This is a genomic window from Ruminococcus sp. AF17-12 (assembly GCF_003479245.1).
Lineage (GTDB): Bacteria > Bacillota > Clostridia > Lachnospirales > Lachnospiraceae > Blautia_A > Blautia_A fusiformis.
On sequence record NZ_QUGY01000006.1, the window covers coordinates 12,402 to 36,418 of the forward strand.

The 24,017-nt window shown below is 42.4% G+C and carries 33 protein-coding genes; 27 read left to right on the forward strand and 6 right to left on the reverse strand.

The genetic code is table 11. The features are described 5' to 3' along the window. Positions 1-47: 47 nt before the first annotated feature. From DWW77_RS07895 to DWW77_RS07930, 8 genes are all read left to right on the forward strand, one after another. Entirely contained in the window at positions 48-1,082 is a 1,035-nt protein-coding gene (locus tag DWW77_RS07895; protein ID WP_118608463.1) for an alcohol dehydrogenase, read from the forward strand. A gap of 208 nt (positions 1,083-1,290) precedes the next feature. Then, positions 1,291-1,602: a hypothetical protein gene (locus tag DWW77_RS07900; protein WP_118608464.1), complete on the forward strand. Its 312-nt coding sequence runs from the start codon at positions 1,291-1,293 to the stop codon at positions 1,600-1,602. Positions 1,603-2,126: 524 nt separating this feature from the next. Beyond that, on the forward strand, positions 2,127-2,408 hold the full coding sequence (locus DWW77_RS18475; protein WP_110102985.1) for a SymE family type I addiction module toxin: 282 nt from the start codon (positions 2,127-2,129) through the stop codon (positions 2,406-2,408). An 84-nt stretch (positions 2,409-2,492) separates the two neighbouring features. Continuing rightward, positions 2,493-2,684 (forward strand): DUF6440 family protein, encoded by a 192-nt coding sequence (locus DWW77_RS07910; protein ID WP_110102984.1) that lies wholly within the window; start codon positions 2,493-2,495, stop codon positions 2,682-2,684. 64 nt (positions 2,685-2,748) lie between these two features. Then, the gene (locus tag DWW77_RS07915) at positions 2,749-3,096 is read left to right on the forward strand and encodes a DUF2116 family Zn-ribbon domain-containing protein (protein WP_110102983.1); all 348 of its coding nucleotides are present in this window, start codon (positions 2,749-2,751) and stop codon (positions 3,094-3,096) included. A gap of 63 nt (positions 3,097-3,159) precedes the next feature. Beyond that, the gene (locus tag DWW77_RS07920) at positions 3,160-3,351 is read left to right on the forward strand and encodes a DUF6019 family protein (RefSeq protein WP_110102982.1); all 192 of its coding nucleotides are present in this window, start codon (positions 3,160-3,162) and stop codon (positions 3,349-3,351) included. Between the two features lie 21 nt (positions 3,352-3,372). Then, a complete protein-coding gene (locus tag DWW77_RS07925) occupies positions 3,373-3,753 on the forward strand; it encodes a DUF4825 domain-containing protein (RefSeq protein ID WP_110102981.1) in 381 nt (126 codons plus the stop codon). A 147-nt stretch (positions 3,754-3,900) separates the two neighbouring features. Then, on the forward strand, positions 3,901-5,088 hold the full coding sequence (locus DWW77_RS07930) for a phage tail tape measure protein (protein WP_255620664.1): 1,188 nt from the start codon (positions 3,901-3,903) through the stop codon (positions 5,086-5,088). A gap of 163 nt (positions 5,089-5,251) precedes the next feature. Here the strand turns inward: DWW77_RS07930 and DWW77_RS07935 are convergent, their stop codons facing one another. Further along, positions 5,252-6,547: a tyrosine-type recombinase/integrase gene (locus DWW77_RS07935; protein ID WP_014080634.1), complete on the reverse strand. Its 1,296-nt coding sequence runs from the start codon at positions 6,545-6,547 to the stop codon at positions 5,252-5,254. An 86-nt stretch (positions 6,548-6,633) separates the two neighbouring features. After that, positions 6,634-7,263 (reverse strand): helix-turn-helix domain-containing protein, encoded by a 630-nt coding sequence (locus tag DWW77_RS07940; RefSeq protein ID WP_003505395.1) that lies wholly within the window; start codon positions 7,261-7,263, stop codon positions 6,634-6,636. 174 nt (positions 7,264-7,437) lie between these two features. On the opposite strand from DWW77_RS07940, the gene DWW77_RS07945 reads away from it, so the two are divergent. From DWW77_RS07945 to DWW77_RS07975, 6 genes are all read left to right on the forward strand, one after another. Next, complete coding sequence (locus DWW77_RS07945) at positions 7,438-7,668, forward strand: helix-turn-helix domain-containing protein (protein WP_008115699.1); 231 nt, start codon at positions 7,438-7,440, stop codon at positions 7,666-7,668. 263 nt (positions 7,669-7,931) lie between these two features. After that, a complete protein-coding gene (locus tag DWW77_RS07955; protein ID WP_014080633.1) occupies positions 7,932-8,246 on the forward strand; it encodes a hypothetical protein in 315 nt (104 codons plus the stop codon). Then, the gene (locus DWW77_RS07960) at positions 8,246-8,551 is read left to right on the forward strand and encodes a hypothetical protein (protein WP_005345966.1); all 306 of its coding nucleotides are present in this window, start codon (positions 8,246-8,248) and stop codon (positions 8,549-8,551) included. The genes DWW77_RS07955 and DWW77_RS07960 overlap by 1 nt, the downstream gene beginning before the upstream one ends. Continuing rightward, on the forward strand, positions 8,527-10,248 hold the full coding sequence (locus DWW77_RS07965) for a MobA/MobL family protein (protein ID WP_118608465.1): 1,722 nt from the start codon (positions 8,527-8,529) through the stop codon (positions 10,246-10,248). Before DWW77_RS07960 ends, DWW77_RS07965 begins: the two co-directional genes overlap by 25 nt. Then, the gene (locus DWW77_RS07970; protein WP_230328619.1) at positions 10,184-10,936 is read left to right on the forward strand and encodes a DUF6040 family protein; all 753 of its coding nucleotides are present in this window, start codon (positions 10,184-10,186) and stop codon (positions 10,934-10,936) included. Before DWW77_RS07965 ends, DWW77_RS07970 begins: the two co-directional genes overlap by 65 nt. A 365-nt stretch (positions 10,937-11,301) precedes the next feature. Further along, entirely contained in the window at positions 11,302-11,970 is a 669-nt protein-coding gene (locus DWW77_RS07975) for a LytR/AlgR family response regulator transcription factor (RefSeq protein ID WP_204987873.1), read from the forward strand. Here the strand turns inward: DWW77_RS07975 and DWW77_RS07980 are convergent. The 3 genes from DWW77_RS07980 to DWW77_RS07990 all read right to left on the reverse strand — a co-directional run bounded on the left by DWW77_RS07980 (position 11,958) and on the right by DWW77_RS07990 (position 13,486). Continuing rightward, complete coding sequence (locus tag DWW77_RS07980; protein WP_055222182.1) at positions 11,958-12,521, reverse strand: DUF4368 domain-containing protein; 564 nt, start codon at positions 12,519-12,521, stop codon at positions 11,958-11,960. The two genes, DWW77_RS07975 and DWW77_RS07980, sit on opposite strands and share 13 nt — an antisense overlap. Positions 12,522-12,600: 79 nt before the next feature. Then, positions 12,601-12,930 carry a plasmid mobilization protein gene (locus DWW77_RS07985; RefSeq protein WP_002584958.1) on the reverse strand — a complete coding sequence of 110 codons (330 nt, stop codon included), beginning with the start codon at positions 12,928-12,930 and terminating at the stop codon, positions 12,601-12,603. Positions 12,931-13,129: 199 nt separating this feature from the next. Further along, complete coding sequence (locus DWW77_RS07990) at positions 13,130-13,486, reverse strand: helix-turn-helix transcriptional regulator (protein WP_044942672.1); 357 nt, start codon at positions 13,484-13,486, stop codon at positions 13,130-13,132. Between the two features lie 398 nt (positions 13,487-13,884). On the opposite strand from DWW77_RS07990, the gene DWW77_RS07995 reads away from it, so the two are divergent. From DWW77_RS07995 to DWW77_RS18480, 7 genes are all read left to right on the forward strand, one after another. After that, positions 13,885-14,070 carry a cysteine-rich KTR domain-containing protein gene (locus DWW77_RS07995; protein WP_003431289.1) on the forward strand — a complete coding sequence of 62 codons (186 nt, stop codon included), beginning with the start codon at positions 13,885-13,887 and terminating at the stop codon, positions 14,068-14,070. Positions 14,071-14,086: 16 nt separating this feature from the next. Further along, on the forward strand, positions 14,087-15,070 hold the full coding sequence (gene rlmN, locus DWW77_RS08000) for a 23S rRNA (adenine(2503)-C(2))-methyltransferase RlmN (RefSeq protein ID WP_002584956.1): 984 nt from the start codon (positions 14,087-14,089) through the stop codon (positions 15,068-15,070). 473 nt (positions 15,071-15,543) lie between these two features. Then, the gene (locus tag DWW77_RS08005) at positions 15,544-15,981 is read left to right on the forward strand and encodes a sigma-70 family RNA polymerase sigma factor (RefSeq protein ID WP_003502131.1); all 438 of its coding nucleotides are present in this window, start codon (positions 15,544-15,546) and stop codon (positions 15,979-15,981) included. Then, entirely contained in the window at positions 15,965-16,195 is a 231-nt protein-coding gene (locus DWW77_RS08010; protein ID WP_117494835.1) for a helix-turn-helix domain-containing protein, read from the forward strand. The genes DWW77_RS08005 and DWW77_RS08010 overlap by 17 nt, the downstream gene beginning before the upstream one ends. Before the next feature lie 22 nt (positions 16,196-16,217). Beyond that, the gene (locus DWW77_RS18020) at positions 16,218-16,802 is read left to right on the forward strand and encodes a DUF6033 family protein (RefSeq protein WP_022154350.1); all 585 of its coding nucleotides are present in this window, start codon (positions 16,218-16,220) and stop codon (positions 16,800-16,802) included. Positions 16,803-16,815: 13 nt separating this feature from the next. Beyond that, positions 16,816-17,112, forward strand: coding sequence for a hypothetical protein (locus DWW77_RS08020; protein WP_022154349.1), 297 nt, complete (start codon positions 16,816-16,818; stop codon positions 17,110-17,112). 21 nt (positions 17,113-17,133) lie between these two features. Then, a complete protein-coding gene (locus DWW77_RS18480) occupies positions 17,134-17,517 on the forward strand; it encodes a hypothetical protein (RefSeq protein ID WP_230328618.1) in 384 nt (127 codons plus the stop codon). A gap of 223 nt (positions 17,518-17,740) precedes the next feature. Here DWW77_RS18480 and DWW77_RS08030 read toward each other — a convergent pair whose 3' ends face one another. Continuing rightward, positions 17,741-18,001 (reverse strand): DUF6061 family protein, encoded by a 261-nt coding sequence (locus DWW77_RS08030; protein ID WP_435387716.1) that lies wholly within the window; start codon positions 17,999-18,001, stop codon positions 17,741-17,743. Between the two features lie 291 nt (positions 18,002-18,292). Here DWW77_RS08030 and DWW77_RS08035 point away from each other — a divergent pair, with 291 nt between their 5' ends. The 6 genes from DWW77_RS08035 to DWW77_RS08060 all read left to right on the forward strand — a co-directional run bounded on the left by DWW77_RS08035 (position 18,293) and on the right by DWW77_RS08060 (position 24,014). Beyond that, a complete protein-coding gene (locus DWW77_RS08035) occupies positions 18,293-18,895 on the forward strand; it encodes a Type 1 glutamine amidotransferase-like domain-containing protein (protein ID WP_021651673.1) in 603 nt (200 codons plus the stop codon). Between the two features lie 123 nt (positions 18,896-19,018). Beyond that, entirely contained in the window at positions 19,019-19,486 is a 468-nt protein-coding gene (locus DWW77_RS08040) for a hypothetical protein (protein ID WP_005340973.1), read from the forward strand. 34 nt (positions 19,487-19,520) lie between these two features. Next, complete coding sequence (locus tag DWW77_RS08045; protein WP_110102471.1) at positions 19,521-20,123, forward strand: alpha/beta hydrolase; 603 nt, start codon at positions 19,521-19,523, stop codon at positions 20,121-20,123. A gap of 44 nt (positions 20,124-20,167) precedes the next feature. Continuing rightward, the gene (locus tag DWW77_RS08050) at positions 20,168-20,452 is read left to right on the forward strand and encodes a hypothetical protein (protein WP_021651675.1); all 285 of its coding nucleotides are present in this window, start codon (positions 20,168-20,170) and stop codon (positions 20,450-20,452) included. Positions 20,453-20,616: 164 nt separating this feature from the next. Further along, positions 20,617-22,614 (forward strand): hypothetical protein, encoded by a 1,998-nt coding sequence (locus DWW77_RS08055; RefSeq protein WP_118608466.1) that lies wholly within the window; start codon positions 20,617-20,619, stop codon positions 22,612-22,614. Then, on the forward strand, positions 22,614-24,014 hold the full coding sequence (locus tag DWW77_RS08060) for a hypothetical protein (protein ID WP_118608467.1): 1,401 nt from the start codon (positions 22,614-22,616) through the stop codon (positions 24,012-24,014). Before DWW77_RS08055 ends, DWW77_RS08060 begins: the two co-directional genes overlap by 1 nt. Positions 24,015-24,017 lie beyond the last annotated feature (3 nt).

Sequence of the window (24,017 nt, forward strand, 5' to 3'; positions counted from 1 at the left end):
TACCGGATATTTTACTAGCATATATTCTAATAGATGGGGGCAAAATAATGCTGACTTATACATATGTTTCAAAGGGAAAATTTGAACTAATGGAAAAACCGAAACCAGTGCTCATGCATGAACGAGATGCCATTGTAAAGGTGACACTGGCCAGCATCTGTTCCAGTGACCTGCATATTAAACACGGAAGTGTTCCGCGTGCAGTCCCGGGAATTACAGTTGGCCATGAGATGGTAGGTATTGTTGAGGCAGTCGGTTCTAAGGTGACGCATGTAAAACCGGGAGACCGGGTGACTGTAAATGTAGAAACCTTTTGCGGAGAGTGTTTTTTCTGTAAGAAAGGATATGTAAACAATTGTACCGACAAGAATGGTGGCTGGGCACTTGGCTGTCGTATCGATGGGGGACAGGCAGAATATGTCCGGGTTCCTTTTGCAGATCAGGGATTGAATAAAATCCCGGAAGGTGTTACGGACAGACAGGCTTTACTGGTAGGAGATGTTCTTGCTACTGGTTATTGGGCAGCACGTATTTCTGAAATCACAGAGGAAGATACTGTACTGATCATTGGAGCCGGTCCAACAGGAATATGTACTTTACTTAGTGTTATGCTGAAAAATCCAGCGAAGATCATTATATGTGAAAAGGACGAGACACGTATTCGCTTTATTAATGAGCATTATCCGGAGATTCTTACTGTTTCACCGGAAGACTGTAAAGAGTTTGTTAAGACTAATAGTGAGCATGGTGGAGCTGATGCAGTCCTTGAAGTTGCCGGAGCAGAATCGATATTTAAACTGGCGTGGGAATGTGCCCGACCAAATGCAATCGTGACAGTGGTTGCGCTTTACGATAAAGCGCAGATGTTACCACTCCCAGATATGTATGGTAAAAATCTCACTTTTAAAACAGGTGGAGTGGATGGCTGCGATTGCGAAGAAATTCTGAAGCTGATATCAGAAGGTAAGATCAACACGGAACCGCTGATTACGCATACCTATCCGTTAAACAGGATTGAAGAGGCATATGAATTGTTCGAAAATAAGAGAGATGGTGTGATTAAAGTAGCTGTGGAATGCTGAGAAACAGGTACGGGAGGCTGAACAATAGTGAGTTTATCACAAGTGATTTTACCCGTGATCATAATGCTTATTATTGGGATGATCTGCAGAGAGAAAAAACTGATCCGCCCAGAGGGAATTGAAGGACTTCAGGCATTGGTTATGAATTTTACACTTCCAATCTCATTGTTTTATACTTTTTTATCGGGCAAGTATTAAAGCAGATACTGTGATATTTCCGGTTACCTTCTTCGTAGTGACCGCAGGTGGGATTTTTGCAGGAAGGCTGCTTTGTAAACTTGTAAAAGAAAAAGATGTCTATTTTCCCTTTACACTGACAGGATATGAGGCTGGAATGCTGGGATATGCTTTGTTTGGTATTCTGCTTGGAAATGATAAGATCACGCAGCCCGCAATAACTTGCTTAATCTTGCCCCATTTTGCCAAGCTGGCAGCTAAAACACACATTTCACAAATCCCCGAAATCCATTGCAAAACAGGGAATTTCCGGGCAAATCAAGGAGAAATAAAACAATGGTAAAAATATTTTTCATCTGCCACGGCAGAACTCCATGACTACTCGCAATCCTCGGAATAATGGAGCAAACTGGGGCATAATTTGGCGTCCGCCGGGGGTGAGACTACCAGGAGACTACAAATAAACGACTTTAAATTCGGGAATGTAGGGGCAATCGTTAATCGGGTATATATTGTATGCACCCCTTGCTGATAATCGTTAATCTGGTTCTACCAGGTGACTACTACACTTCAAAATTAAAAGTTTTCTTTCCATAATATATGGATTTGTTCTCTTGCACCGCCCATGTGGAGACTGTGTGCCTTTTGGGCAAACGAAAACCAGATGCCAAGGTAAAAATAGGCATTGATATGGATGATTATTACCGTATCAGGGAGAATGCTGAAAGCAAATAAACCTTTACAAAACTGAATAATACACTGAAACAAAGCAAGACAGAAGCTGTTGATGCGTTAGAAGATAACGTGTCAGCGGCTTTTTCTTTTTATCTGAAAATCTATTAGTCAAATTTGAAAGGAGTCAATTCTATGGCAAAGAAAAATGTAAGAAATATGAAGGTTTGTGGACAGAGCGGTTATAAATATGAGACAGTTCCGGCAATTACATTAAAAGGAAAATGGCTGGAAGAACTGGGATTTCATCTTGGAGATTATGTGCGGGTGAAATGTGAAAATGGTCAGCTGATTATCACGCCGGATGTGAATCTGCTGACTATCGGGATGGTGAACGATATGTTTGTGGAGAGCCGGAACGATGAGTATAAGGGATGGAGACAGGTTGCCACACAGGAGGATTTTGACAGGTTTTGATTTGATGAAATGTGGTGACAGGATGATTCAGAAAGGGTATAATGGGTTTATCAAAATTTAACGCTTGAGAAAAGAGGAGTAAACATGGCAAAGAAAGAAGAAAGATTTGAAGTTATATTTAAAGACGGAAGTATGCTTAAAGATGAAGGAATTCGTCAAATTCTTGTAGATAAGGAGACTGGGGTTAACTACCTTTGTTGGAACTCCGGACTTGGAGCCAGTATTACACCTCTTCTGGATTCTGAAGGAAAAGTCATAGTTACAAAGCAAATTTAAGTTTGGAGAATTGAGAAAATCGTGAGCTGTTGAATGAATTTTTGAGGATTACCGAGGAAACAGTATGAAAAAATGTAAATATTGTGGAAAAAAATTAAATGACAATTTTGAGTTTTGTAACAGCAAATGTGAAAATTGTTATGAAAAGATGGTGGATAAAGACAGCCATAAAATCAAGTATTTTATATTAGGCATTATTTTGGGCTTCTTAGTTATGTTTTATGGCATTATTTCTAACAATAATGTCTTAATAGGAATTGGAATTATAGTAATGGGTATAGATGTTGTTTTATTGCCATTTACAACTCCCGAAACAATAAATTTTCTAGGATATAAAAAGTCGAAATTTGCAGGAAGAATATCAGGTATATTGCTTATAGTAGTTGGAGTATGGATGTGGTTTATTCAATGATAAATCCCAGCCTGCAAAGTTGAAAATAAATTGAAAGTCACGAAATCGGAGGAGTTAATGATTATGTGGAATGAATTAGGCATAAGTGGAGGAACCGCAATTGTTATTTTGATCGCACTGTATTTCGTTATCAAATGGGCAGTGAAAAATGGTATCAAAGAAGCCTACAGCGCCATCACTGGAAAGAAAACTGATGAAGATGTCAGAAACGAAAAAGAACTGAAAGAACTCGGATTTGAGTTAGAAGATAAATAAAAATTTTCAGGTGGTGTTTCTATGAAGAAAAAAGTACTTGCAATTATGTTAGTTACGGTATCAATAATGTTGATTTCGACGTGCGGGAAAAAAGAAAAACTGTACGAAATTCTTGATCTGTCGCAGTATAAGACAGATTATGTAGGAGATTCTTCGAATGTTATAAATATTGTAAGTAGTCAAGAGTATCCGGAGGGATATTCATATGACAGTATAGAGATACAGTCTGAAACAGAGCCTTATGGATTAACCGTTTTTCTAAAAGATGAGCCGTCTGCATCCAGGATTGAAGATGAATTGCAGGTTAATGCAGATATGACATTTAACTTGATTGGTAATTTGGGAACACTTGATTATAGAATTGCAGACAGCAAAGAAATCATTGCATCGTATGAACGGTAGAGAGATTGTTCTACAACTTTCAGTTCTATTGATTTAATAAAAGAAGATATGGAAAGCATTTGTTAGGAATGGCAGATGCTTTTTTTGTGCCCGGAGTGATCCGGGTATTTTTGTGCCTTTTTTTATGGGATTTAGGGGGTGAGCCGTATGGCAGGGAACAGAATCAGGGGGATCACTGTCGAGATTGGCGGCGATACCACAAAATTGCAGACTGCCCTGAAAGGGGTTAATACGGAAATTAGGAATACGCAGAGCCAGCTGAAAGATGTGGAGAAGCTTCTGAAGCTGGATCCGGGGAATACGGAGCTGATCGCGCAGAAGCACAGACTGCTGGCACAGGCGGTTTCTGAAACAAGGGAAAAGCTGGAGACTTTGAAGACTGCACAGCAGCAGGCGGATGAGGCATTGCGGAACGGAACGATTTCCCAGGACCAGTATGATGCCCTGCAGAGGGAGATCATTGAGACGGAACAGAGACTGCGGAGTCTGGAAGAGCAGGCGAACCAGTCTGCGACTGCCCTGCAGAAAATCGGGGCAACCGGTGAAAAGCTGCAGACGGTTGGAAACAAGATTTCTTCTGTTGGGCAGAAGCTGCTTCCTGTGACGGGAGTGGTGACAGGGCTTGGAACGGCGGCGGTGAAAACTGCCGCTGATTTTGACTCTGCGATGAGTAAGGTGGCGGCTGTGTCTGGGGCAACGGGATCGAATTTTGATAGCCTCCGGGATAAGGCCAGGGAGATGGGTGCCAAAACGAAGTTCTCTGCGACTGAGGCGGCAGATGCCATGAACTATATGGCAATGGCCGGATGGAAGACGGAGGATATGCTGTCCGGTATTGAGGGTGTTATGTATCTGGCTGCGGCATCCGGGGAAGACCTGGCAACGACTTCTGATATTGTGACGGATGCGCTGACGGCTTTTGGGCTGACTGCAGCGGATTCGGGACATTTTGCGGATGTGTTGGCGGCTGCTTCCAGTAATGCCAATACCAATGTGTCCATGATGGGCGAGACGTTCAAGTATTGTGCGCCGGTTGCGGGGGCGCTGGGATTTTCGGTTGAGGATACGGCAGAAGCAATCGGTCTGATGGGCAATGCCGGTATCAAGGCTTCCCAGGCCGGTACTTCCATGCGTTCCATCATGACGAACCTGACCGGGGATGTGAAGCTGTCAGGGTATGCGAAGAAGGATAAGATCAGTGTGCAGTATTTTGATGTGGAGACAGCGGAACTGAAACTGGCAGAGATGTATGTGACGGGGTATAAGGCGAAGCTGAAAAAGGATACCAGTTATAAGGGATTGTGGACGGTTAGTTTTACGTTGAAGGAGATGTAGGGAGATGGTATAATGGGAGCATCAAATCGGAATTTGTGGAGAGATTTCTTGAACTTTCCTTATTTTACGGGCTTTCCAGCCCCTTAAATAGTGAAATGATATGTATTTTCCCTTATTTTTGACCTTATGCGGAATCAGCAAGGGAAATAAGGGAATTTTTTATTTAGTCGTTGCCTGCCACTTTATCAAGAAGTCTGGCGGAGTTCCGCTTTGCCTTTCTTGTAGAGTGGGCGTAGACATTCATTGTGGTACTGACATCAGAGTGCCCTAACAGTTCCTGCACATCTTTTGGGGCAGCTCCGTTTGAGAGGAGGTTGCTTGTGTAGGTGTGTCGCAACTGGTGGAAATGGAAATTCTCAAATCCGTCCAGCCTTTTTGCAACTGATCGGCAGGCAATGCTGAGTGTGCTTGGCAGTTCCAGACATCCGTCCGGTCTCAGGCAGACAAAGGAGATTTCCTTGTAATCTACCGGGATTTCTTCGGTTCCGTCCAGATGATAATATTCATAATACACTCTGTTTTTGTCCTGTGCTTCCTTGTAGAAATTGCGGTGGTAAAGTTCACCATACTGCATCCGGCTTTTAAGCTGTTTTTTTCTGGCGGTTTTCAGTATTTCAGTCAGAGTATCGCCAAAATCAACAATCCTTACTTTCTTTCGCTTGGTCGGTCCGATGATGTTTTTATGTTTTGTGCCATCATAGCGGATACTTCTTTTAATGGTCAGGCATTGTTCTTCAAGATTGATGTCCTGCCATGTCAATCCGCAAACTTCACCGATACGAAGTCCCGCATAGTATGCGATCTGGATTGGCAGGATTGCAGGTGGATTCTTTACTTTGAGGTATTCTATCAGTCTCTCATAATCTTCATGGGAAATAGGCTGTATGCCTTCTTCTACCTCATCATCTGAGAATAAATCCACATCCTCTGCCTGTTTTTTCAGCTTAATATACTGCATAGGATTAAAAGTAATCAACTGTTTTGGAAATACTGCAAACCGGAAAGCCTGTTGTAATACTGCTGAAAAGGAATGGATGTAATCTTTACTGTATCCTTTTCTCACTTTTCCATCTGGAAATTCCCCACCGAATGTAAGCAGATCGAGAAATGCCTGTAAATGTTCAGCAGTAACGGTTTTTAATTTGCGTTCTGCAATCGGATGTTTCTTGATACAACGGATTGCACCAAGATAATTTTCCACTGTACCATTGCTGAGTGTTCCGACTTTCAGTTCTTCTTCCGCCCACATATCAAGAAGTTCTCCTACAGTAAGATTATCTGTCTTTGCGACAAATTTCTTGCTTTCGTAATCATCCATTGCCTGACGGAGCAGTTTTTCCGTTTCACTTTTACTTTCTGTTCCAGCGTATTCTTTCTGAACCAGATTGCCGCTTGCATCTTCTACATAGAAGCGGTAGTACCATTTCTTTCCTTTTTTTCTTACAGATCCTTTTGCCATAATCGTGTGTCTCCTTTCGATATCAGACAATCGGAACTGATGAAATGCTTCTTGCGTGTAAGTATATCATAACTCCGGTTGTCGTTCTATACCGAATCGGAATCCTCATACAAAACTTCTGATAAAAGATTTTCAAGCCTTTGTTCTGCCATTTCCGGTTTCTTGGAATAAAGCCTTACGATATCTGCCATGTCGTTAAAGGCATTAACAGTGTGGGTGATCTCCCGGAGAAACATAATCTCGTTATATTCATCATTCGATTCAAACCCCATTACTTTTGCAATATCAGCTTCATTCGTGTTGCCCTTGTAATTCTTGCAGGCAAACTGGAATGATTCCAGAAACAGGTTATATTGCTTTAACATCAACAGCAGTAAATCTTTGGAAAAAGCATCTTCCTTTTTACTAAGGTCGAGAGGTAACTGTTTGAGAATATCGCCCATTGCATCACGAATCTGTAATTCTTTCTTATCCGTAATATCGGTTTCGTATTCATCGGTTTCCCCTCTGAGCCATTCAATAGATACATGAAGTGCTTCCGAAAGACCTTCCAGCACCATCTTTTTGGTATTGTCAATCGAACCATTCTCATAACGCAGGATTGTGGAAGCGGTAACTCCCATCTTCTCTGCAACATAAGGCTGTGTCAGATTTAATTCCAGACGACGCTGTTTTGCCCTGCTGCCTATCAGCTTGCGTAGTTCTTTATCTTTCATGCTGATTGCCTCCTTTTTCGGTATGTATGAATTATAGCATGTACCTCACATAATTGCAATATGCAATATAATAATTATTTTTAAAATTTCATAACGCTTGACAACACAATATAAAACCGCTATACTAACAGCACAACAAAAATTGCATAATGCAATTCATAAGGAGGTGACAAGATGACGGAAAGAAAGATTGCATTATCCATCGAGGAAGCAGCCGACTATACAGGAATTGGCAGAAACACTTTGAGAAAGCTGGTTGAATGGAAGAAGCTTCCGGTATTAAAAGTCGGAAGAAAAGTCCTTATTAAAACTGACATTTTAGAAAAGTTCATGGAAGCCAACGAGGGGCGAGATCTGAGGGATAAAGGAAATGTAAAAACTGTCACAAGAAATGTGGCAACTTAAAAAGGCGGCTTCCTACGAAACCGCCAAAGGTTCTATCAGACCGAAGCCATGATATACCTACACGCAAGAGGATTATACCATGTGCTTCTCCTGATATGCAACCGGGAACTAATGTTTATCTTGTCGGAAAAACATCGACAAGATAATGCTCCGCAAGGATGCACCACGATTCTGATTGGAATTATGTCAACAGAGCTGACCAGAATCGTGTGCCAAATCTTAGCAGAGCAAGATTTGATTATAAGAGAAAGGATGAAGACGATATGGCGAAATCAACAAAGACTTATGAAGAAAGAATACGTGCATTAGAGAAAAAGGAACAGGAAAGCATCGAAGCTACCAAAAAGCTCATTGCACAGCGAAAGGAACTGGAAAAGAGAAAGAAAGCCGAGGAAAGTAAAAAACGAACCCACAGGCTCTGTCAGATTGGCGGTGCGGTGGAATCGGTTCTTGGCTGTCCGATTGAGGAGGAAGATTTACCAAAGTTGATAGGCTTCTTAAAAAGGCAGGAAACAAACGGAAAGTTTTTCTCAAAGGCGATGCAGAAAGAGCCACTTACAGATATGGAGGAAGTGTAATGGCGGAGGGAGTGGTTTTTCCATTCCCTTCATTGCCTTTGAATGAAGGGCGCACTTATGGACAACCAGAGGTCGTCCTTATAAGTTTGCCACAAGTGGCAACCGGTCTGCGCTTACGCTTGCCGGGCTCGTTCCGTCGGCGGGGCTTTCAGCCAGACCTGCTCATGCCGCAGGGGGCACTCTTGCGCAGAGGGCGTTCCGACAGCTTCACTTCTGCCAAACCAGAAGAAGATGCTGTCGGAAATCAATGCCGGATACGGCAGAAAGGGGGAATCGTATCATGGCGATATTTCACTTTACAGTAAAGATTGTCGGGCGCAGTAAAGGAAAATCTGTCATATCCGCATCGGCATATCTTAATGGAGATGTGATGAAGAATGAGGAAACAGGCAGAATCAGTTACTATACTTCCAAAAAGGAAGTCGTCTACACCAGTCTGATGATGTGCGAAAATGCACCTCCTGAATGGCTGCATGTACCGGAAGAAAATATAAAAAGGTTTCAACAGTCTATCCGTTATAAAAGAGCGGATGATAAAGATGCCGCACTGGAAAAGTTTAAAATCACATTTCAGAAACAGCGTCTATGGAATGAGGTATTGAAGATAGAAAAAAATGCAGATGCACAGCTTGGACGCTCATTTGAATTTTCCCTGACGAAAGAATGGAGCAGACAGGAACAGATTGATTATACAACCGAATATATTCAAAAGACTTTCGTGGACGAGGGAATGTGTGCCGACTGGAGCATACACGATAAGGGCGACGGGAACCCACATGTGCATTTACTTGTAACCATGCGACCATTCAATCCAGACCACTCATGGGGCAGCAAGGAAGTCAAGGACTGGGATTTTGTCAGAGATACTGACGGAAATATCGTGGTTGATGAATCCCACCCGGACTGGTGGCAGGATAAGAAAAATCCAGACCGTCATGGAATCCGTATTCCGGTACTTGATGAAAACGGAGTACAGAAAGTCGGGGCAAGAAACAGAAAACAATGGAAAAGGGTTCTGACTGACGCTACCGGCTGGAACAATCCAAAGAATTGTGAGTTATGGCGAAGCGAATGGGCAAAGATGTGTAACCGGCATTTATCCATAGACAATCTGATTGACCACCGCTCTTATGAAAGACAGGGCAAATTGAAAGTCCCTACGATTCATGAGGGTGCAGATGCAAGGAAGATTGAGGAAAAATATCTCACCGGGCAGATAAGGAAAGGTTCATGGAAGGTCGAGGAAAACCAGATGATAAAAAAACAAAATGCACTGCTGCAAAAGGTAATTGCAACCTTTGGTAAGGTATCCGGTGCATTGTCGATGTGGAGGGAGTGGTTGAATGACATTAGAAGAAAGCAAAGAAGTAATTCCCATGATGGAAGCAATGATTACACAGATAGAGGAACAGCAGAATATCATGGCAGAGATGCTTCAGGAGATACAGGAAAAGGACGAGAAGCTGATGTGCTTTCAGGAGCAGGAAGAACGATTGCAGCAATTAGAGAAAGAATTGTCAGAGCTGCTACAAATCTTACCGGATACAGAAGAACTGTTGATGCTTCTGGAAGAAAAGACAGACCAGATACAGAAACTCACAGACGAAAATCAGCAATGGCAGGAATTGGCACAGAAATTAAACAGCGAGAACCGGCTATTGCAGAAACAGAACAGCGAATTACTGAACTTGAACAGCAATTAGAGAAAGGAAGGTTGATTGATGAACGAATTAAGAAACTCAAAGAGCGACGATCAACTGGAAGAGTTGCTTCTGCTGACAGAGCAGATGCAGGAAGAACTCGACCAGAAAGACCGGACTATCAGGGAACTGAAAGTGCAGCTCGACGAATCGCTGACCTTGAACGAGAAGTTAAACAGCGAGAACAAAACAGAGAACATTCAAGCCTTAAAGAACGACTTGAGGAAAACAAAAGAATTGTTGCAGAGCGAGAAAGAGAAAACACACACCGTCCAAGCCATGATAGAGGAATGTCGAGATAAGCAGAGACAGGCAGAACAGGAACGGGATTATGCACTCTCCCATCAGAAAAAAGTAGAGATACCGGTTGAAAAGCCGGTACTCTATCAAAAGTGCGGGAATTGTAAACAGACAGCTTATCTGAAAGCTAAGGAAAAGTATGATATGCAGAGGGAAAAACTGGCAGGCAGATATAAAACAAAAACAGCCATGTATGAAGCATTGATGTTTCTGCTGATATGGTATTCCGTATCAACTACTCTTTTTCAGATGATACGGTCAAAAATATTTATTTCTGATTGCGTGGTATTCTTTGATACAATCGCAACTTTCACACAGACCATTGCTGGCTGGGTTGTACTGGCAGGAAAGAACGTGGCACAGATTAGTGATGGAATATCCAATCCTGTCGTTGCTGGAATTATAAACTGGCTGATAAGAATATTGATTTGCGGTGGATGTCTGGTGGGTGTGGGAATACTTTTGGCATTCATCGAAATAAAGATTGCAGGGCTATATAAGAAATACTGTTGGGATATGATTACCATAATGGTGATACTTGTAAGTATGGCAATAGCTATCTACTTTGGGGATTGGATAAAGGAAGTATTGCCAATCAATCTGCTATTTCTCTTATTATTCGTGCAACTGGTATATGTTGGAATCAGGTGGTATGTAAAGGGATGGCGGGAAAACAGAGGTTATGTTTAAAAATAAAAAAATTGTCTGAGACGCAGCGAAGTAAATAAAATGAGTAGTATTATAAGAAGTCAGCAGTGCGTGAATAAACTGCTGGCTTCTTTTTTGATAGATACAGTCACTCTCAGAGAGTGTGCAGGATAGTAAAGTAATAATATCAACATGCCGATATAGAAAATGCAGGGAAGCATTGTATTTCAAAGAGTTTGAGATACAATGCTTCTGCGTTTCTATAGGAGATAGTCGTTCTATGCGGAAAATAGTCATTTGATGCGGAGAATGATCGAGCGGAAGATTTGTTTGATATAATAAAGAGTGCTAGGTGAGACTTGTATGGTTTACAGGTATGAGAGAAATCAAAGACAGGAATGAAAAATATGAACATTATTATTTGTGATGACAGGATAGATGACAGAAAAAATCTATCAGATTTGCTGTCAGACTATGGTGAAAAAAAGAATTATGAGTTTGCTATTACAGAATATGATTCTGGAGAACAGTTATGCGAAGAACAATCAGCTTTGGAAGCGTGTCAGATATTATTTCTGGACATCAATATGCAGGGGATGGATGGGCTGAAAACAGCTATGAGGATTAAAGAAAAATATCCAAAACTTCCGGTTGTGCTGGTGACGGCATACATGAATTACGCACTGGATGGATATAAGGTGAAAGCAAGCCGTTTTCTGCTGAAAGATAACCTTGCAGATACTATAGAAGAATGTATGGATGATTTGATAGCAGAAATTAATAAAAACCGTAGGATTCTCGAATTTCGTTTTGTGGAGGGAACGATAAAACTCTATGCAGATGACATCATTTATATAGAAACAGAACTTCACAAAAATGTATTTTATACTGAAAAAGGTACGTTTCAGATTTATAAAAAACTGGATGAACTGGAAAATGAATTCAAGGATATGGGATTCGTGCGGGCACATCTAAGTTTTCTTGTAAATGAGTTAAACCAGATAGGGATAAAAATAGATATGTATCGGCAGGAGTACAGATTTACTCCTGCTTTCGCCTTTATTCAGGCGGTTTGACGTGTAGTACGCCGCATATATTCCCGCTCCATTTCCCGCATTTCCTCGTCTGTGGGAATATCCACAATCCCGACATAGGAATAGTAAATGTCGATTTGCTGTGTCCGTTTCCCGTCCTTTTTCTCACGCTCATGGATTACGATTTTATCCACAAATGCGTTTAGGATTTCGGGCGTGAGTTCGTCAATGCGGGTATATTTCTTCGTGACGGCTATCAGCTTTGCTACATTGGTCACTTCCATATCGGCTTGGCTGACCTCTGCGGTCAACGCTTCGATTTCACGCTTTAACTGTCCCTGCTCCGCTTCATATCCGTCTGACAGCTTGTAAAAGCGTTCGTCATTCAGTTTTCCGCTGACATTGTCCTCGTAGATTTTGCGGAACAGGCGGTCAAGCTCATCCATCCGCTTTTCGTCTTTTTCTATCTGTTTCTGCTTTGCGGACAGTTCGTATCGGCGTTCCGCAAGGGTGGTGTCTATCTGCCGTCGGATAAATACCCGCTCAAACTGCTGTAAATAGGACAGGAAATGCTGAAGCTGTTTCAAAACCAACTGGTTTAATGCGTCCTCTCGGATATAATGCTGCGTGCAGTTCTGCGTGCGGCTCGTCCGTTTGTACTGCGAACAGCCTTTAAGGTTGATTTAATAGGGTGCGTCTTTGTAACCGCCATATCTCGTCCACCGCCTTTTTAATGTCCTCTATATCCTGCCTGTAAACCGTCCCCGTCGCATTGGCGCGTTTTGCAATCTGGTTGATGTTCCGGCTCACCGCTTGCAGTTCCCGGATATATGCTTTTGTGTCGCTTCGGTCAACGACAAGAATATACCCGTCTATCGCCATTTTACGGAAGTATGCCCCATACTGCTTTATGGGAAGCTGCTTCATCTTCTCGTCGATCAGCCGCTTTTCTTCTTCCGTAACGTAAAACTTCATCTGTATATTTCTCTTTCGGTTTTCCATTTCCGCACCGCCTTTCGGTATAAGGGTTTGGGATTATCCCAACAAGCACTTTTCGCAAACGGGTACTCGTTTGCTGTGCTTGCTATCTACTCCTTATCCCGTTTCAAAGGCAGCGTTTGTTGCACTCTCTTTCTAATTTGGCGCAAAAAAAGATTGCAGCCCCTATGCGCTGCAATCTCCTGCTTCCCATATTGTGAGGTTAGTCCTCTGCTTGTTCGACTTCTGTTATCTCCCTTGCCGTTGCGGTTACAATCCGTATGCCTTTATCGCTCATACCGTCCAGCAGCGCGTCAAGCTGCCGCCGCCCGGTGGATTTCTCCGCATTGCTGTTCGGGAAGAAAAATTGATCTACCGAAATATGATACCGGGTTACAAGGTCATAGAATACCTGTAAACTCGGCTGTTGTCCCTTGTTCTCGATATTCGCAAGGTAGCGCGGGGAAATATATAACTCGTCGCTTACCTTTTTGCGGCTCTCGCCGTATTCATTTCTCGCGGCTTTTATAGCTGCCCCGAAAGCCTTAAAGTCGTACAATGGTACGGGTCTTTTTGCCATTTTCATTCACCCTGTTACATTTTACAGTTCACCTTTCTTTTTGGATATGTCCACACAATTCATATCATTAGGTTAAATACTTCCTGTTGTGTATTGACAGTAGACTGATTTTCTGATAAAATAAAATTTATGTAAAAGGAGGCGGCGTTTATGTTGCATAGCATGCGTATTAGATAAGCATTGAAAAAAAGGATTTTCCCATTTTCAACATGGGCTTTTTTGTCATGCTTATTTTGCGGATGCTATACAAAAAACTAACGACGTATAGATATAGTATAGACATAGTGCAAGCTATGCCTTAGTTTTGTTGTACTGCTCTGTGCATTATAAATGCAGGTCAATGCTCATGTTGAGGATTGACCTGCATTTTTTTGTGTAAAAAGGACGAGTGAAATATAATGCTTAAAAAATATTGGATAAAATGTCCGATTTGTAACGGAAAGACGAGAGTTCAAGTATTTCATAATACTGTATTAAAAGATTTTCCTCTTTTCTGCCCTAAATGCAAATTGACGCATATCATTGATGTAGAAAAATTAGAGATTGTAATCAAAAATACAGAAAAACAAACTTTTATTATTTAGAAGAAAGGATATAAAAATGAAACGTTTACCTAAATATACGCCTGCGGAAGTACGGAATGATCCATACGGATTTACTTACAAAGAAATGTCGGAAGTTATTGGCGAGAATGAAGCAAAAGCCTTATATGAAGAATTATATAAGCAATTACCACGCAAAAAAAATCTATCAATGTTGGTAAAAAATATTTGCAAAAGCAGTGATACTGAAAAGTATGTTTACGAACTGAAAGACAACAAATACATTGAAACGGTTTTTATCAAGCGGCGAGATGGTGGAACTGTTTGCGTGAGCACACAAGTCGGTTGTCCTGTTGGTTGTATTTTTTGTGAGTCCGGGCGAAATGGCTTTGTTCGTAATCTAACATCGTCAGAAATCGTACAACAGATTATATTGTTGCGTCGAAAAGTAAACCGTATCGTTTTTATGGGTATGGGAGAGCCTTTATTCAATTATGACAACTTGATAAAAGCAATCCATATTCTCCGAGATAGATATGGGCTCAACTTTCCAACCGACGGCATTACCATATCAACAGTTGGTCCGGTCGATCAATTAAAAAAATTGCGCGAGGAACATCTTAAAATTCAGTTGACAATATCTTTACACGCAGCAACACAATCTGCAAGAAATCGTATTATTCCTCACATGCGCATATATGCTATTGAAGATGTTGTTAAGCAAGCCTTATCCTATTCTGAAAGGCATAATCGCAAAATTGTCTTTGCGTATTTGCTTTTACCGGGTATAAATGACCGGCCCTCAGATGTAAGACAACTTGCAAAATGGTTTCGGGGCAAAAAAGTTATGATTAACGTGTTACAATACAACCCAACAAGCAATTCAAGAATTAAAGCACCACAGAAACGGGAAATAGTTGCATTCAAACATCAATTAGAGCAAGCAGGACTTGAAGTTACTATGAGAGTTTCTCATGGCAGAGAGATTAACGCGGCTTGTGGACAGTTAGCTAACACATATAATAAATTCAAAAAAAAATGATTAAAAGTGCCAGACGCATAGACGCAGAGCCGATAACGCATTAGGTCAAAAAACCTATGTGTTATCGGCTTTTTTATTTAATATTGCGCAAAAGCCGCTGTTCCCTATTATAGAATGGATTGCGGGTAGTGTATTAAAGTCGCCCTTTTTTAAGGATACGGCGGTATCGGGGAGGTATCGCCGTGTCCATTTTTATTTACTGTAACCCGCCTAATGCTTTGCGGTCAAAAAAAGCTATGCTCCGCAAGCGGGATATTCCGGCTATGAGTATGAACTGTCAATACATCTAAATACTTCTTACATTTCCTTTGCGCTCGTCCGCGTCTTGCGGACGGGCGCATTTTGCTTTTTTCAACTTTTTTCTGAAAAACGCACTCAAGAGCCATCTCCCGAACGGGTACGGAGCGAAAGGGGCAGAGAGGACAAGCCCTTAACTCCCGTCCTCTACTCCACGCGGGAAGGAGGTGAACTCTATGGAGCTATCTTCTTCCGACAAGGAAAGAATACAACATCAGTACGACGCATTAGCAAAGAAAACTTTGGTTGGCGAAGCGAAAAGCCACCGCCGCACTCTTGCGAAACGCGCAGCACGCGAAGTACCTTTTTCGGATTTGAGCGAAAGCGAACTCGCGCAGCTTTTCACAACGGACGAATACAAAAGCGATTATTTCCGTTTTCAAGTGTCCGGCTTTGATGTACTCGTCAAAAATGAACTGCTTGCCGAAGCCCTTAACGCTTTGCCCGAAAGGAAACGCGACATTATCCTTTTGTCCTACTTCTTGGACATGAGCGACGCGGAAATTGCTGAACTGCTGAATGTTGTACGCACGACGGTTTTCCGGCACAGGAAATCCGCGCTTGCGAAAATCAAACAGTATTTGGAGGGAAAAGCAGATGATGAATACCGTTAGGAAATCTGAAAATCTGTTGCCGTTCCCTGTCATTTCCGCAGCGGCAAACGGCGACACAACCGCCATGTGCGCGATCTTGAAGCATTACGAGGGTTACATAGCGAAACTTTGTACCCGCACGCTGAAAGACGACGCGGGCAATACCTATTCCTATGTGGACGAGGAAATGCGTAACAGGCTGCAAGTGCGCCTTATTACCCGCACCCTTATGTGACACAAAACACAATTCTAATAGTGTGGAAGAATATTATGAAAAATTATGTAAAAAGTTTCCGCAAATAAGTTTTAATACCAACGGCGGTGTTGTGCCTTGCAATTCCAATAAAGTGGTCGTAAATCTTTCTTATGACTGTTTGAAAAAAATGGCTAATGATCCGGAATTCGCAAAAGAAATAGAATGGAATTTATCCGGAGAGGTTGCAGCAAATTCACAAGTATATTCTTTTGCAAAGCGTGACGGTGTAGAGTTGGGAGGCAGGACAGTTACATATGATGCTAATGGAAATCGGCAATCTTCATGTGGTGGTATGAGAACAGCTAATTCGTCAAATAAAAGTTCAGATGTATTGAGTACACAAAATCAACAAAAAGCAGCAAAAAGTAGACGGGACAAAAAACGTGAGCAAGAAGAATACTTAGAGAAAATGCGTGAGAAACGAAAAAGAGATGAAGAATATTTGGAAGAATTGCGTGAGAAACGCAAAGATAGAGATGAGTATATTAGTGAAATGTCAGAAAACAGTAGTTCAGTGGTAAGAGCATATACTCAAGCGGAATACGATAATGTAGATTTATTATCTACATTAGATACGAAAATCTGAGGAGGACACGGATATGTCGTTGGAAGTTTACAGTAGGCAGAGTAAGGCGTTTCAGTATGATGGATATAAAATAAATTCTGAAATGCGGGAACACATAAATGCAGAAAAAAGCAGTTCAAATGTACATAAAGACAGAGATACCGTGAATTTTTCCGCAGAGGGCAGAAATATGTGTTACGGATTTGGAGTGCATGATGTAAAAGACCGTGCAAAACATACGGTAGTTAAGCCAGGCATAGCACCTCTTTTTGACACTATTTCAAGGACACTGAAAACAGTCAGAGAAGCAGTACATTTACAATTCAGATAAAATGATTGGAGGAACAGAAGTATGCACATTGGTTCTGGTCTAAATACGGTATCTTCAATGTACCGCCAACAAAAAGGCAATAATATGAAAACGCCTGCATCTGGGGAAAAGACATTTTATACGGCAGAAACACCGAAGGTATATCAGATATTCACAACAGATAATATGTTGTGGACAGGAGGTAATGGCACCGGTCTTTCTTATTGTCTTAAATATGCGGATGATTCAACGGATGAAAATCCGGTGGTGTTACATCTAATTACAAAAATACAGCTATTAAAGATACGGTCAAATAAGCTGCTCCATCATGGGAAAAGTATAAAATTAGGAGCTTTAGATAATATCACAAGGGAAAAGTTTTCAAAAACTTCTGGTAACTCTTTGAAATACATATCATATCAATAGATACGATAATATAAATTATGTTTGTATTTGTTGATAACAGGTTTATATCGGAAAAATTGTAAATTTATTTTCTATGTGAATTTTCATTTTTGTAGGGCTGGCATTAGACCAGCCCTTGATTTCATTATAATAGATAAAAAGATATTGAATATATATGCACGGTAAAAAGACGATTCTCAATAAATGAGATTGGGAAAAAGTAACCTTAGTGCTGTTGAAAAAATCACCATAGTTCTAATGAATCTTCTGCATCTACCCATATCTGCATTGTTTCATCAAGATATAATTTTGCATATTCAAGCGGTTTATCAATGGCAAGTGCGTTCAATGCACAGTCTGATCCGGGTGTGGTTTTTAAATCCTTTTCGGCTTCCCAACAGTCAATGCGGAGCATATAACCAGCAGAAGTATAAATATCAATGCTGTTTCTGTGTGGATTGTATTCTGCAAATATTGTTCTCATCGTATAGAATCTCCTTATCATTCAATCAGTCATTTGTTACAAAAATCAGAAGCATTTCAATCAGTTCACCATGTCACTTTTATTTTGTGTTATACTGTTTTATAGATTTTTCTTGCCCTTGTATTTGCCCTTATCAGAGTTCGTAAACGCTGACGGGACGATATAACACAAGGGAAACAATAAGGGAAAGCTCACCTGCGATAAATCCAGTGTTTTCAAGGGTTTGCAGAGAATTTAATAACAAAATATAACAGTTATTAAATTCCCTAAAACAGGTGAAATCTCAATCGGAATTTATAAAGGAGAATATTGATGAAACTATTTTTATGTTCGCATTTTTCAAGTGTAGGAAGTCTGATAAAGGAAGAAATTGAAAATAAGAAAGTCGCATTTATTCCAACAGCTTCGCTGCGTGAAGGCTACACCGGTTATGTCGGCTCGGCTCGAAAATTATTCAAAAAGTTGGGAGCAATCGTAACTGAAATTGATATTTCAACGGAGGCTTATTCAACGATACAGTCTGTTTTTGAAGATGCAGATGTGATATATTTTACCGGCGGAAATTCTTTTTTTCTTATGGACCGACTCCGTAAAACGGGAACTGATGGGCTGCTGAAAAAGGAATTGGCAAATGGAAAATTGATGATCGGCGAGTCGGCAGGCGCAATTATATGCGCTCCAAGCATCCAATATATCCAGCAGATGGATGAAAAGCCGGAGGACTACTCACAAGAAGATGATGCAGGGCTTGATTTGATTGATTTCTATGTTCTTCCGCATTATCTTACAGCACCATTTAAGAAAGTTACCGAGAAAATAATGACTGAGTTTTCGGATTTGAATCTATGCCCAATTAACAACCGTCAGGGAATTGTAATTGACGGTGAAGGTTCAAAGGTTATTTGCAAAGACTAATTTGAAAATTCCAGTTTACAGAACTGAATCAAAAGAGCTCGAAGGAGCTCTTTTTCCTTTTTTATAATAGTATCATTATGGTATAATAGAGACATTAAAATCGGAATTTCAGGAGGTGTTTTTATGCCACAAATGAATAAGGGAGGAAAATTTATTTTCGGGAAATCACTCATTCGGACGGATGGAACATTGCGGATTCCACCGCAGGCAATGGAAGAATATCACATTGCAGATGAAGGAAAAGTATATCTTTTTACCGGAAGTAAGATTACCGGTGGCTTCTGCGTCACCCGGAAAGGCCTTTTGCATCCGTCAAAACTTGGTCACATTTTGGACGATACTCCACCGTTGCTTGACTACTCAGCAGGTTCTGGCGAATTTATCAAATACAAGGGGCGTTCCTACTGCTGGGTAGAGATTTCACAGGAGGGGCAAATTCTTCTTACGAAGAAAATGATGGATTTTTTGAAGGTGAGACCCGGAATGGAGCTGCTCTCTATCCGTAGTAGCGACATCGCGTTTACGATGGGAGCTAAAGGACCGCTATTGGAAAAAGCAGAAAACTATGATGGTGAAATTCCGCTTTTTTAAGTGTAACAATTTGAATTTGTGGAGGATAACTATTGTGGATAAAACAGTTATTTATATACATGGAAAAGGTGGTAATGCTGAAGAAGCTATTCATTACAAACCGCTCTTTAGTAATTGTGATGTGATTGGTCTCGACTATACTGCACAGTTTCCATGGGAAGCAAAAGAAGAATTTCCATTACTTTTTAATTCAATTTATAGAAACTACAAGACGGTTGAAGTAATTGCCAATAGCATTGGAGCGTATTTTGCTATCAATGCCTTATCAAATCAGCAAATAGAGAAAGCATATTTTATTTCGCCCGTTGTAGATATGGAAAGGCTTATTGCTGATATGATGATTTGGGCAAATGTTACAGAGGATGAACTCAAAGAGAAAAAAGAAATTCAGACAACCTTTGGAGAGACTCTTTCATGGGATTATCTTTGCTATGCAAGAGAAAATCCTATTATATGGGAAATCCCAACGCACATTTTGTATGGTGAAAAAGATAATCTTACCGCTTATGGAACGATATTTGAATTTGTACAGAGGACTAATTCAACATTTTCTATTATGAAAAATGGAGAGCATTGGTTTCATACGGATGAACAAATGAAATTTCTTGATGAATGGATAATAAAATCTTCCAAATAAATTCCAGCTTGCAGGGAAGTTGGTTATCACGGAGATGAAGAGAAATGGATGAGAGGAAAGCGTATTGGTTTGAACAGCCATATATGCCGCGGATGAAAAATATTGCGGTGGCTCCTGTTATTCTGGAAGATGGAAGGCTGTCCTTCTGTGTTCCGGGGGATGATGGTCCTCCGTGGTCAGGGGTGTGGAACCTGACAGGAAAGGTTGTTCTGGACGGGGATGATTATTTTGAGTTCCAGTGTGATGATGAAGTGATGCACAGACGAGGCGGAACATACAAGTTTTGTGCATTGGATATTGCTACATTCAGACGGGAAACCTGCCGGTAGATATCACAGGGAGAAGAAATTGCAGACTGCTGTAAAACAACAGAAGAACTGCATGAATGGTACCTGAAACACTGGACTTACAACAGATAGGATGATTATATTTACGAAGGCATCAGTCACCTGGTTGGCTGGTGCCTTTTTCGTGGGGAAATGGAGGTGGCGGGATGTATCCGGTGTCGGATGGGTTTCTGAGGGCTGTGAAGAGCAATACAAGAAAATATTACTGGACGGGTACGATCGTTACCAAAGGCGGAATGACGTATGAGCTCGGGGCGAAGGAGATTGTGAAGGGTTCCGGATATATTTCCAGGCAGTGCTGCGGGAGTACGGAGATTGAACTGGGGACGGTGTATGCGGCGGAGATGGGGATCACACTTCTGAGTGATATTGACAGGTATACGCTGGAGGATGCACTGGTGACGCTGGTGTTTCATCTGGTGCTGGCGGATGGTTCGGTGGAAGATGTGCCGATGGGAGTTTTTGAGGTCAGTGAGGCGAACCGTCTGGCGAAGTGCCTGGAACTGAAGGCGTATGATTTTATGCTGCGGTTTGATAAGAGTTTCAACGGATTTGAGACTGTGGGGACTGCTTATGATTTTATTACTTTGTGCTGTAAGCGGTGTAAAGTGGAGTTTGCGAATAAGAGGGCGGAGATTGATGCCATGCCGAATGGCGGGGTGACGCTTTCTGTTTATACTGAAAATGATATTGAGACCTGCCGGGACGTGCTGTTTTATGTGGCACAGGTTCTGGGAGGTTTCTTTATTATCAACAGGGAGGGAAAACTGGAACTGAGAAAGTACGGGAAGGATCCTGTGATGAAGGTGGAGCAGAGACACCGTTTTTCTTCCAGTTTTTCGGATTTTATTACCAGGTACACGGCAGTGAGTTCCACCAACAAGCAGACGCAGATTGCGGAGTATTATGCGCTGGATCCGGATAACGGGCTGACCATGAATCTGGGAGTGAATCCGCTTCTGCAGTTTGGGTTAAAGGAGACCAGAGAGATGCTGTGCAGGAATATCCTGACAGATCTGTCCGTGATCCGGTATGTGCCGTTTGATTCGGATACCATCGGGAACCCTGCCCTGGATCCGGGGGATGTGCTGACGTTTGCAGGAGGACAGGCGGATGAGGGACAGATCACCTGTATCACTTCCATCAGGCAGAAGATCGGGGGAAAGCAGAGCCTGAAATGTGTGGGGAAGAACCCAAGGCTGGCTCAGGCGAAGTCAAGGAACGACAAGAATATTTCGGGGCTGCTGAACCAGATTGAAGACAACGCGAAGACTGGGAAGATCGGGATTCATACGTTTACCAATGCTTCCGAGCATGAGATCGGGCAGACCAGGGTGAAGCTGATCAGTATCCAGTTTGCTTCTTCTGAGGAAAACCACATGCAGTTTTTTGCGCAGGTTGTTGTGGATGTGGCTGCGGATCCGGTGGAACGGTCTGCGGAGGCTTCCGGGACTGTGGTGATTCCATTTCCGGGCGGAAGCGGCAGTGGAACTGGAAGTGGTACGGGTGGTTCTGATGGAACCGGGGAGACATCGGATGCAGGAAGTTCTGAAAATGATGCGGCAGGGAATGAAGTTGGAAATACTTCCGGGAATGAGAATACAGGGAGTACGGATGATGTCGCTGGTGGCTCGGATTCCGGATCCGGAACCGGGAGTGGTTCGGAGGTTTCTGTGGATGTGAGCCTGCCGGTGAAGTGGCAGGAGGACGGGCAGGCGGTCTGCCATGTGGTCTTTGAATTTAATAACGAGGAGATTGTGGAGCATTGTCCGGTGGAGACCTGGCATTCCGGGAAACATATTTTGTCGCTGTATTATCCCATTGAGAAGATCGTTGCCAATTATACGAATACATTCAATGTGTATCTCTGGATGGAGAATGGCAGCGGGACGGTTGATGTGGGAGACTGCATTGCTTCTGTCAGTGGACAGGCAATGGCGGCTGGGGAAGCTTGGGACGGAAAGCTTGAGGTGGAAGATTATACCAGGAGATTTGCCATTGGCGGAGGACTGGATGTAAATGGCTTCCGGGATTCGCTGTCCATGCAGATGAAGGAGACGGTGAACAGAGGCTTTGAGGTGTATTTTGCTGAGAGAGCGGGAATCAGCGGTTTTTGCAGGCCGGTAGAAATGGAGGGTGTGTGATGAAGTTGAAAGGTGAAATGGTCATTGAACTGACCGATACGAATACGGGTGCGGTGGAAACCGTGCAGGAGACGAACATGATCACGGAGGCGGTGAATAATATTCTGGGGCTGAATCCCATGGGGATTTATCTGAAAGCCAGCGGGGAGTATGACAATTCTGTTCTGTGGAACGGGACGCTGCTTCCCATCTGCCCGAACATGATCGGGGGGATCCTGCTGTTTCCGGCAGTGCTGGAAGAAAAGGCGGATCATATTTACGAGCAGGGGAAGAACCTGCCGGTGGCTTATGCTTCCAACAATGTTAATTCCGGTTCCAATGTGGCGAGGGGAAGCCTGAACCAGACGGAGAGCAAGAAGCTGGACAATGGATATAAGTTTGTGTGGGAGTTCACTCCCAGCCAGGGGAATGGAAATATTGCAGCGGTGGCACTGACCAGTGCACTGGGCGGGCAGAATGCTTTTGGCAGTGCGGCAGGGGATGCCAGCACGTTCCTGCTTCTGAAAAAGGTGGATATCGGGGATATCCCGAAGGCAAAGCAGATGACACTGTTTGAGGCAGTGGAGCTGGATTTTGAAAAGAACCTGCTGTATTCCATTACCTTTGGGACTTCCAGTGTGACCATTACGAAGATCAGGATCCCGGTGTTTAACATCGGGCTGAATGAGAAGCTGGATGATACCACTTATACCGTACTGGAAGAGCAGACACTGACAACGGAAAGCTTTACGTTCCTGGGGGATTATACAAAGTACGGGGAGTTTATGGACGGGCATGACGGATACTGGTATGGATTTTCCAATGAGCCGAATGCTTCCGGGGATGCGAAGATGGTGTGGATCCGGATCTCCAAAAAGGATTATTCCTTTACGGAGGGAAGCTGGACACTGTCCAAGGCGAAGCTTTCGGAAGTGGGCACAAGGGCAAAGGACGGTTCCTATCCGGAACGGTGCGTGAAATGCTGTGTGAGAAAGGGGTATCTGTATGTGCCTTCTTACGATAAGAAGGGAGTTTATAAGATCAATACTGCAAATTCAGCGGATGTGACACTGATCCCGCTGGGCTTTACTTCCAAGCTGAAATCTCTTGGCGAGGCCGGCTCCTGTGAGGTGTATATGACACTGCTCGGGGACATGATCGTGGCAGGGGATTTCCAGATCACGGCGGATGACAGGGTGATCAAAACGCAGGGGAGCGCAAGGTTTGAAGCTATGGCAACGCCTTTGTTCCAGTATAAGAATTTTGTGTTTATGTGGGGTGGCAGTTACGGGAAGGAGAACAGGTGTGCTTATCTTCTGACACCTTATCTGGCAAGTATCAATAATCTTTCATCAGCAGTGGTGAAGAATACGGACAAGACCATGAAGATCACGTATACGCTGACGGAGGAAACAATGTAGGTC

Excerpts from the sequence above, each read along its gene's own strand:
- DWW77_RS07895 (WP_118608463.1), top strand. The coding sequence starts at position 48 with ATGCTGACTTATACATATGTTTCAAAGGGAAAATTTGAACTAATGGAA.
- DWW77_RS18475 (WP_110102985.1), top strand. The coding sequence starts at position 2,127 with ATGGCAAAGAAAAATGTAAGAAATATGAAGGTTTGTGGACAGAGCGGT.
- DWW77_RS07910 (WP_110102984.1), top strand. The coding sequence starts at position 2,493 with ATGGCAAAGAAAGAAGAAAGATTTGAAGTTATATTTAAAGACGGAAGT.
- DWW77_RS07915 (WP_110102983.1), top strand. The coding sequence starts at position 2,749 with ATGAAAAAATGTAAATATTGTGGAAAAAAATTAAATGACAATTTTGAG.
- DWW77_RS07920 (WP_110102982.1), top strand. The coding sequence starts at position 3,160 with ATGTGGAATGAATTAGGCATAAGTGGAGGAACCGCAATTGTTATTTTG.
- DWW77_RS07925 (WP_110102981.1), top strand. The coding sequence starts at position 3,373 with ATGAAGAAAAAAGTACTTGCAATTATGTTAGTTACGGTATCAATAATG.
- DWW77_RS07930 (WP_255620664.1), top strand. The coding sequence starts at position 3,901 with ATGGCAGGGAACAGAATCAGGGGGATCACTGTCGAGATTGGCGGCGAT.
- DWW77_RS07935 (WP_014080634.1), bottom strand. The coding sequence starts at position 6,547 with ATGGCAAAAGGATCTGTAAGAAAAAAAGGAAAGAAATGGTACTACCGC.
- DWW77_RS07940 (WP_003505395.1), bottom strand. The coding sequence starts at position 7,263 with ATGAAAGATAAAGAACTACGCAAGCTGATAGGCAGCAGGGCAAAACAG.
- DWW77_RS07945 (WP_008115699.1), top strand. The coding sequence starts at position 7,438 with ATGACGGAAAGAAAGATTGCATTATCCATCGAGGAAGCAGCCGACTAT.
- DWW77_RS07955 (WP_014080633.1), top strand. The coding sequence starts at position 7,932 with ATGGCGAAATCAACAAAGACTTATGAAGAAAGAATACGTGCATTAGAG.
- DWW77_RS07960 (WP_005345966.1), top strand. The coding sequence starts at position 8,246 with ATGGCGGAGGGAGTGGTTTTTCCATTCCCTTCATTGCCTTTGAATGAA.
- DWW77_RS07965 (WP_118608465.1), top strand. The coding sequence starts at position 8,527 with ATGGCGATATTTCACTTTACAGTAAAGATTGTCGGGCGCAGTAAAGGA.
- DWW77_RS07975 (WP_204987873.1), top strand. The coding sequence starts at position 11,302 with ATGAACATTATTATTTGTGATGACAGGATAGATGACAGAAAAAATCTA.
- DWW77_RS07985 (WP_002584958.1), bottom strand. The coding sequence starts at position 12,930 with ATGGAAAACCGAAAGAGAAATATACAGATGAAGTTTTACGTTACGGAA.
- DWW77_RS07990 (WP_044942672.1), bottom strand. The coding sequence starts at position 13,486 with ATGGCAAAAAGACCCGTACCATTGTACGACTTTAAGGCTTTCGGGGCA.
- DWW77_RS07995 (WP_003431289.1), top strand. The coding sequence starts at position 13,885 with ATGCTTAAAAAATATTGGATAAAATGTCCGATTTGTAACGGAAAGACG.
- rlmN (WP_002584956.1), top strand. The coding sequence starts at position 14,087 with ATGAAACGTTTACCTAAATATACGCCTGCGGAAGTACGGAATGATCCA.
- DWW77_RS08005 (WP_003502131.1), top strand. The coding sequence starts at position 15,544 with ATGGAGCTATCTTCTTCCGACAAGGAAAGAATACAACATCAGTACGAC.
- DWW77_RS08010 (WP_117494835.1), top strand. The coding sequence starts at position 15,965 with ATGATGAATACCGTTAGGAAATCTGAAAATCTGTTGCCGTTCCCTGTC.
- DWW77_RS08020 (WP_022154349.1), top strand. The coding sequence starts at position 16,816 with ATGTCGTTGGAAGTTTACAGTAGGCAGAGTAAGGCGTTTCAGTATGAT.
- DWW77_RS18480 (WP_230328618.1), top strand. The coding sequence starts at position 17,134 with ATGCACATTGGTTCTGGTCTAAATACGGTATCTTCAATGTACCGCCAA.
- DWW77_RS08030 (WP_435387716.1), bottom strand. The coding sequence starts at position 18,001 with ATGATAAGGAGATTCTATACGATGAGAACAATATTTGCAGAATACAAT.
- DWW77_RS08035 (WP_021651673.1), top strand. The coding sequence starts at position 18,293 with ATGAAACTATTTTTATGTTCGCATTTTTCAAGTGTAGGAAGTCTGATA.
- DWW77_RS08040 (WP_005340973.1), top strand. The coding sequence starts at position 19,019 with ATGCCACAAATGAATAAGGGAGGAAAATTTATTTTCGGGAAATCACTC.
- DWW77_RS08050 (WP_021651675.1), top strand. The coding sequence starts at position 20,168 with ATGGATGAGAGGAAAGCGTATTGGTTTGAACAGCCATATATGCCGCGG.
- DWW77_RS08055 (WP_118608466.1), top strand. The coding sequence starts at position 20,617 with ATGTATCCGGTGTCGGATGGGTTTCTGAGGGCTGTGAAGAGCAATACA.
- DWW77_RS08060 (WP_118608467.1), top strand. The coding sequence starts at position 22,614 with ATGAAGTTGAAAGGTGAAATGGTCATTGAACTGACCGATACGAATACG.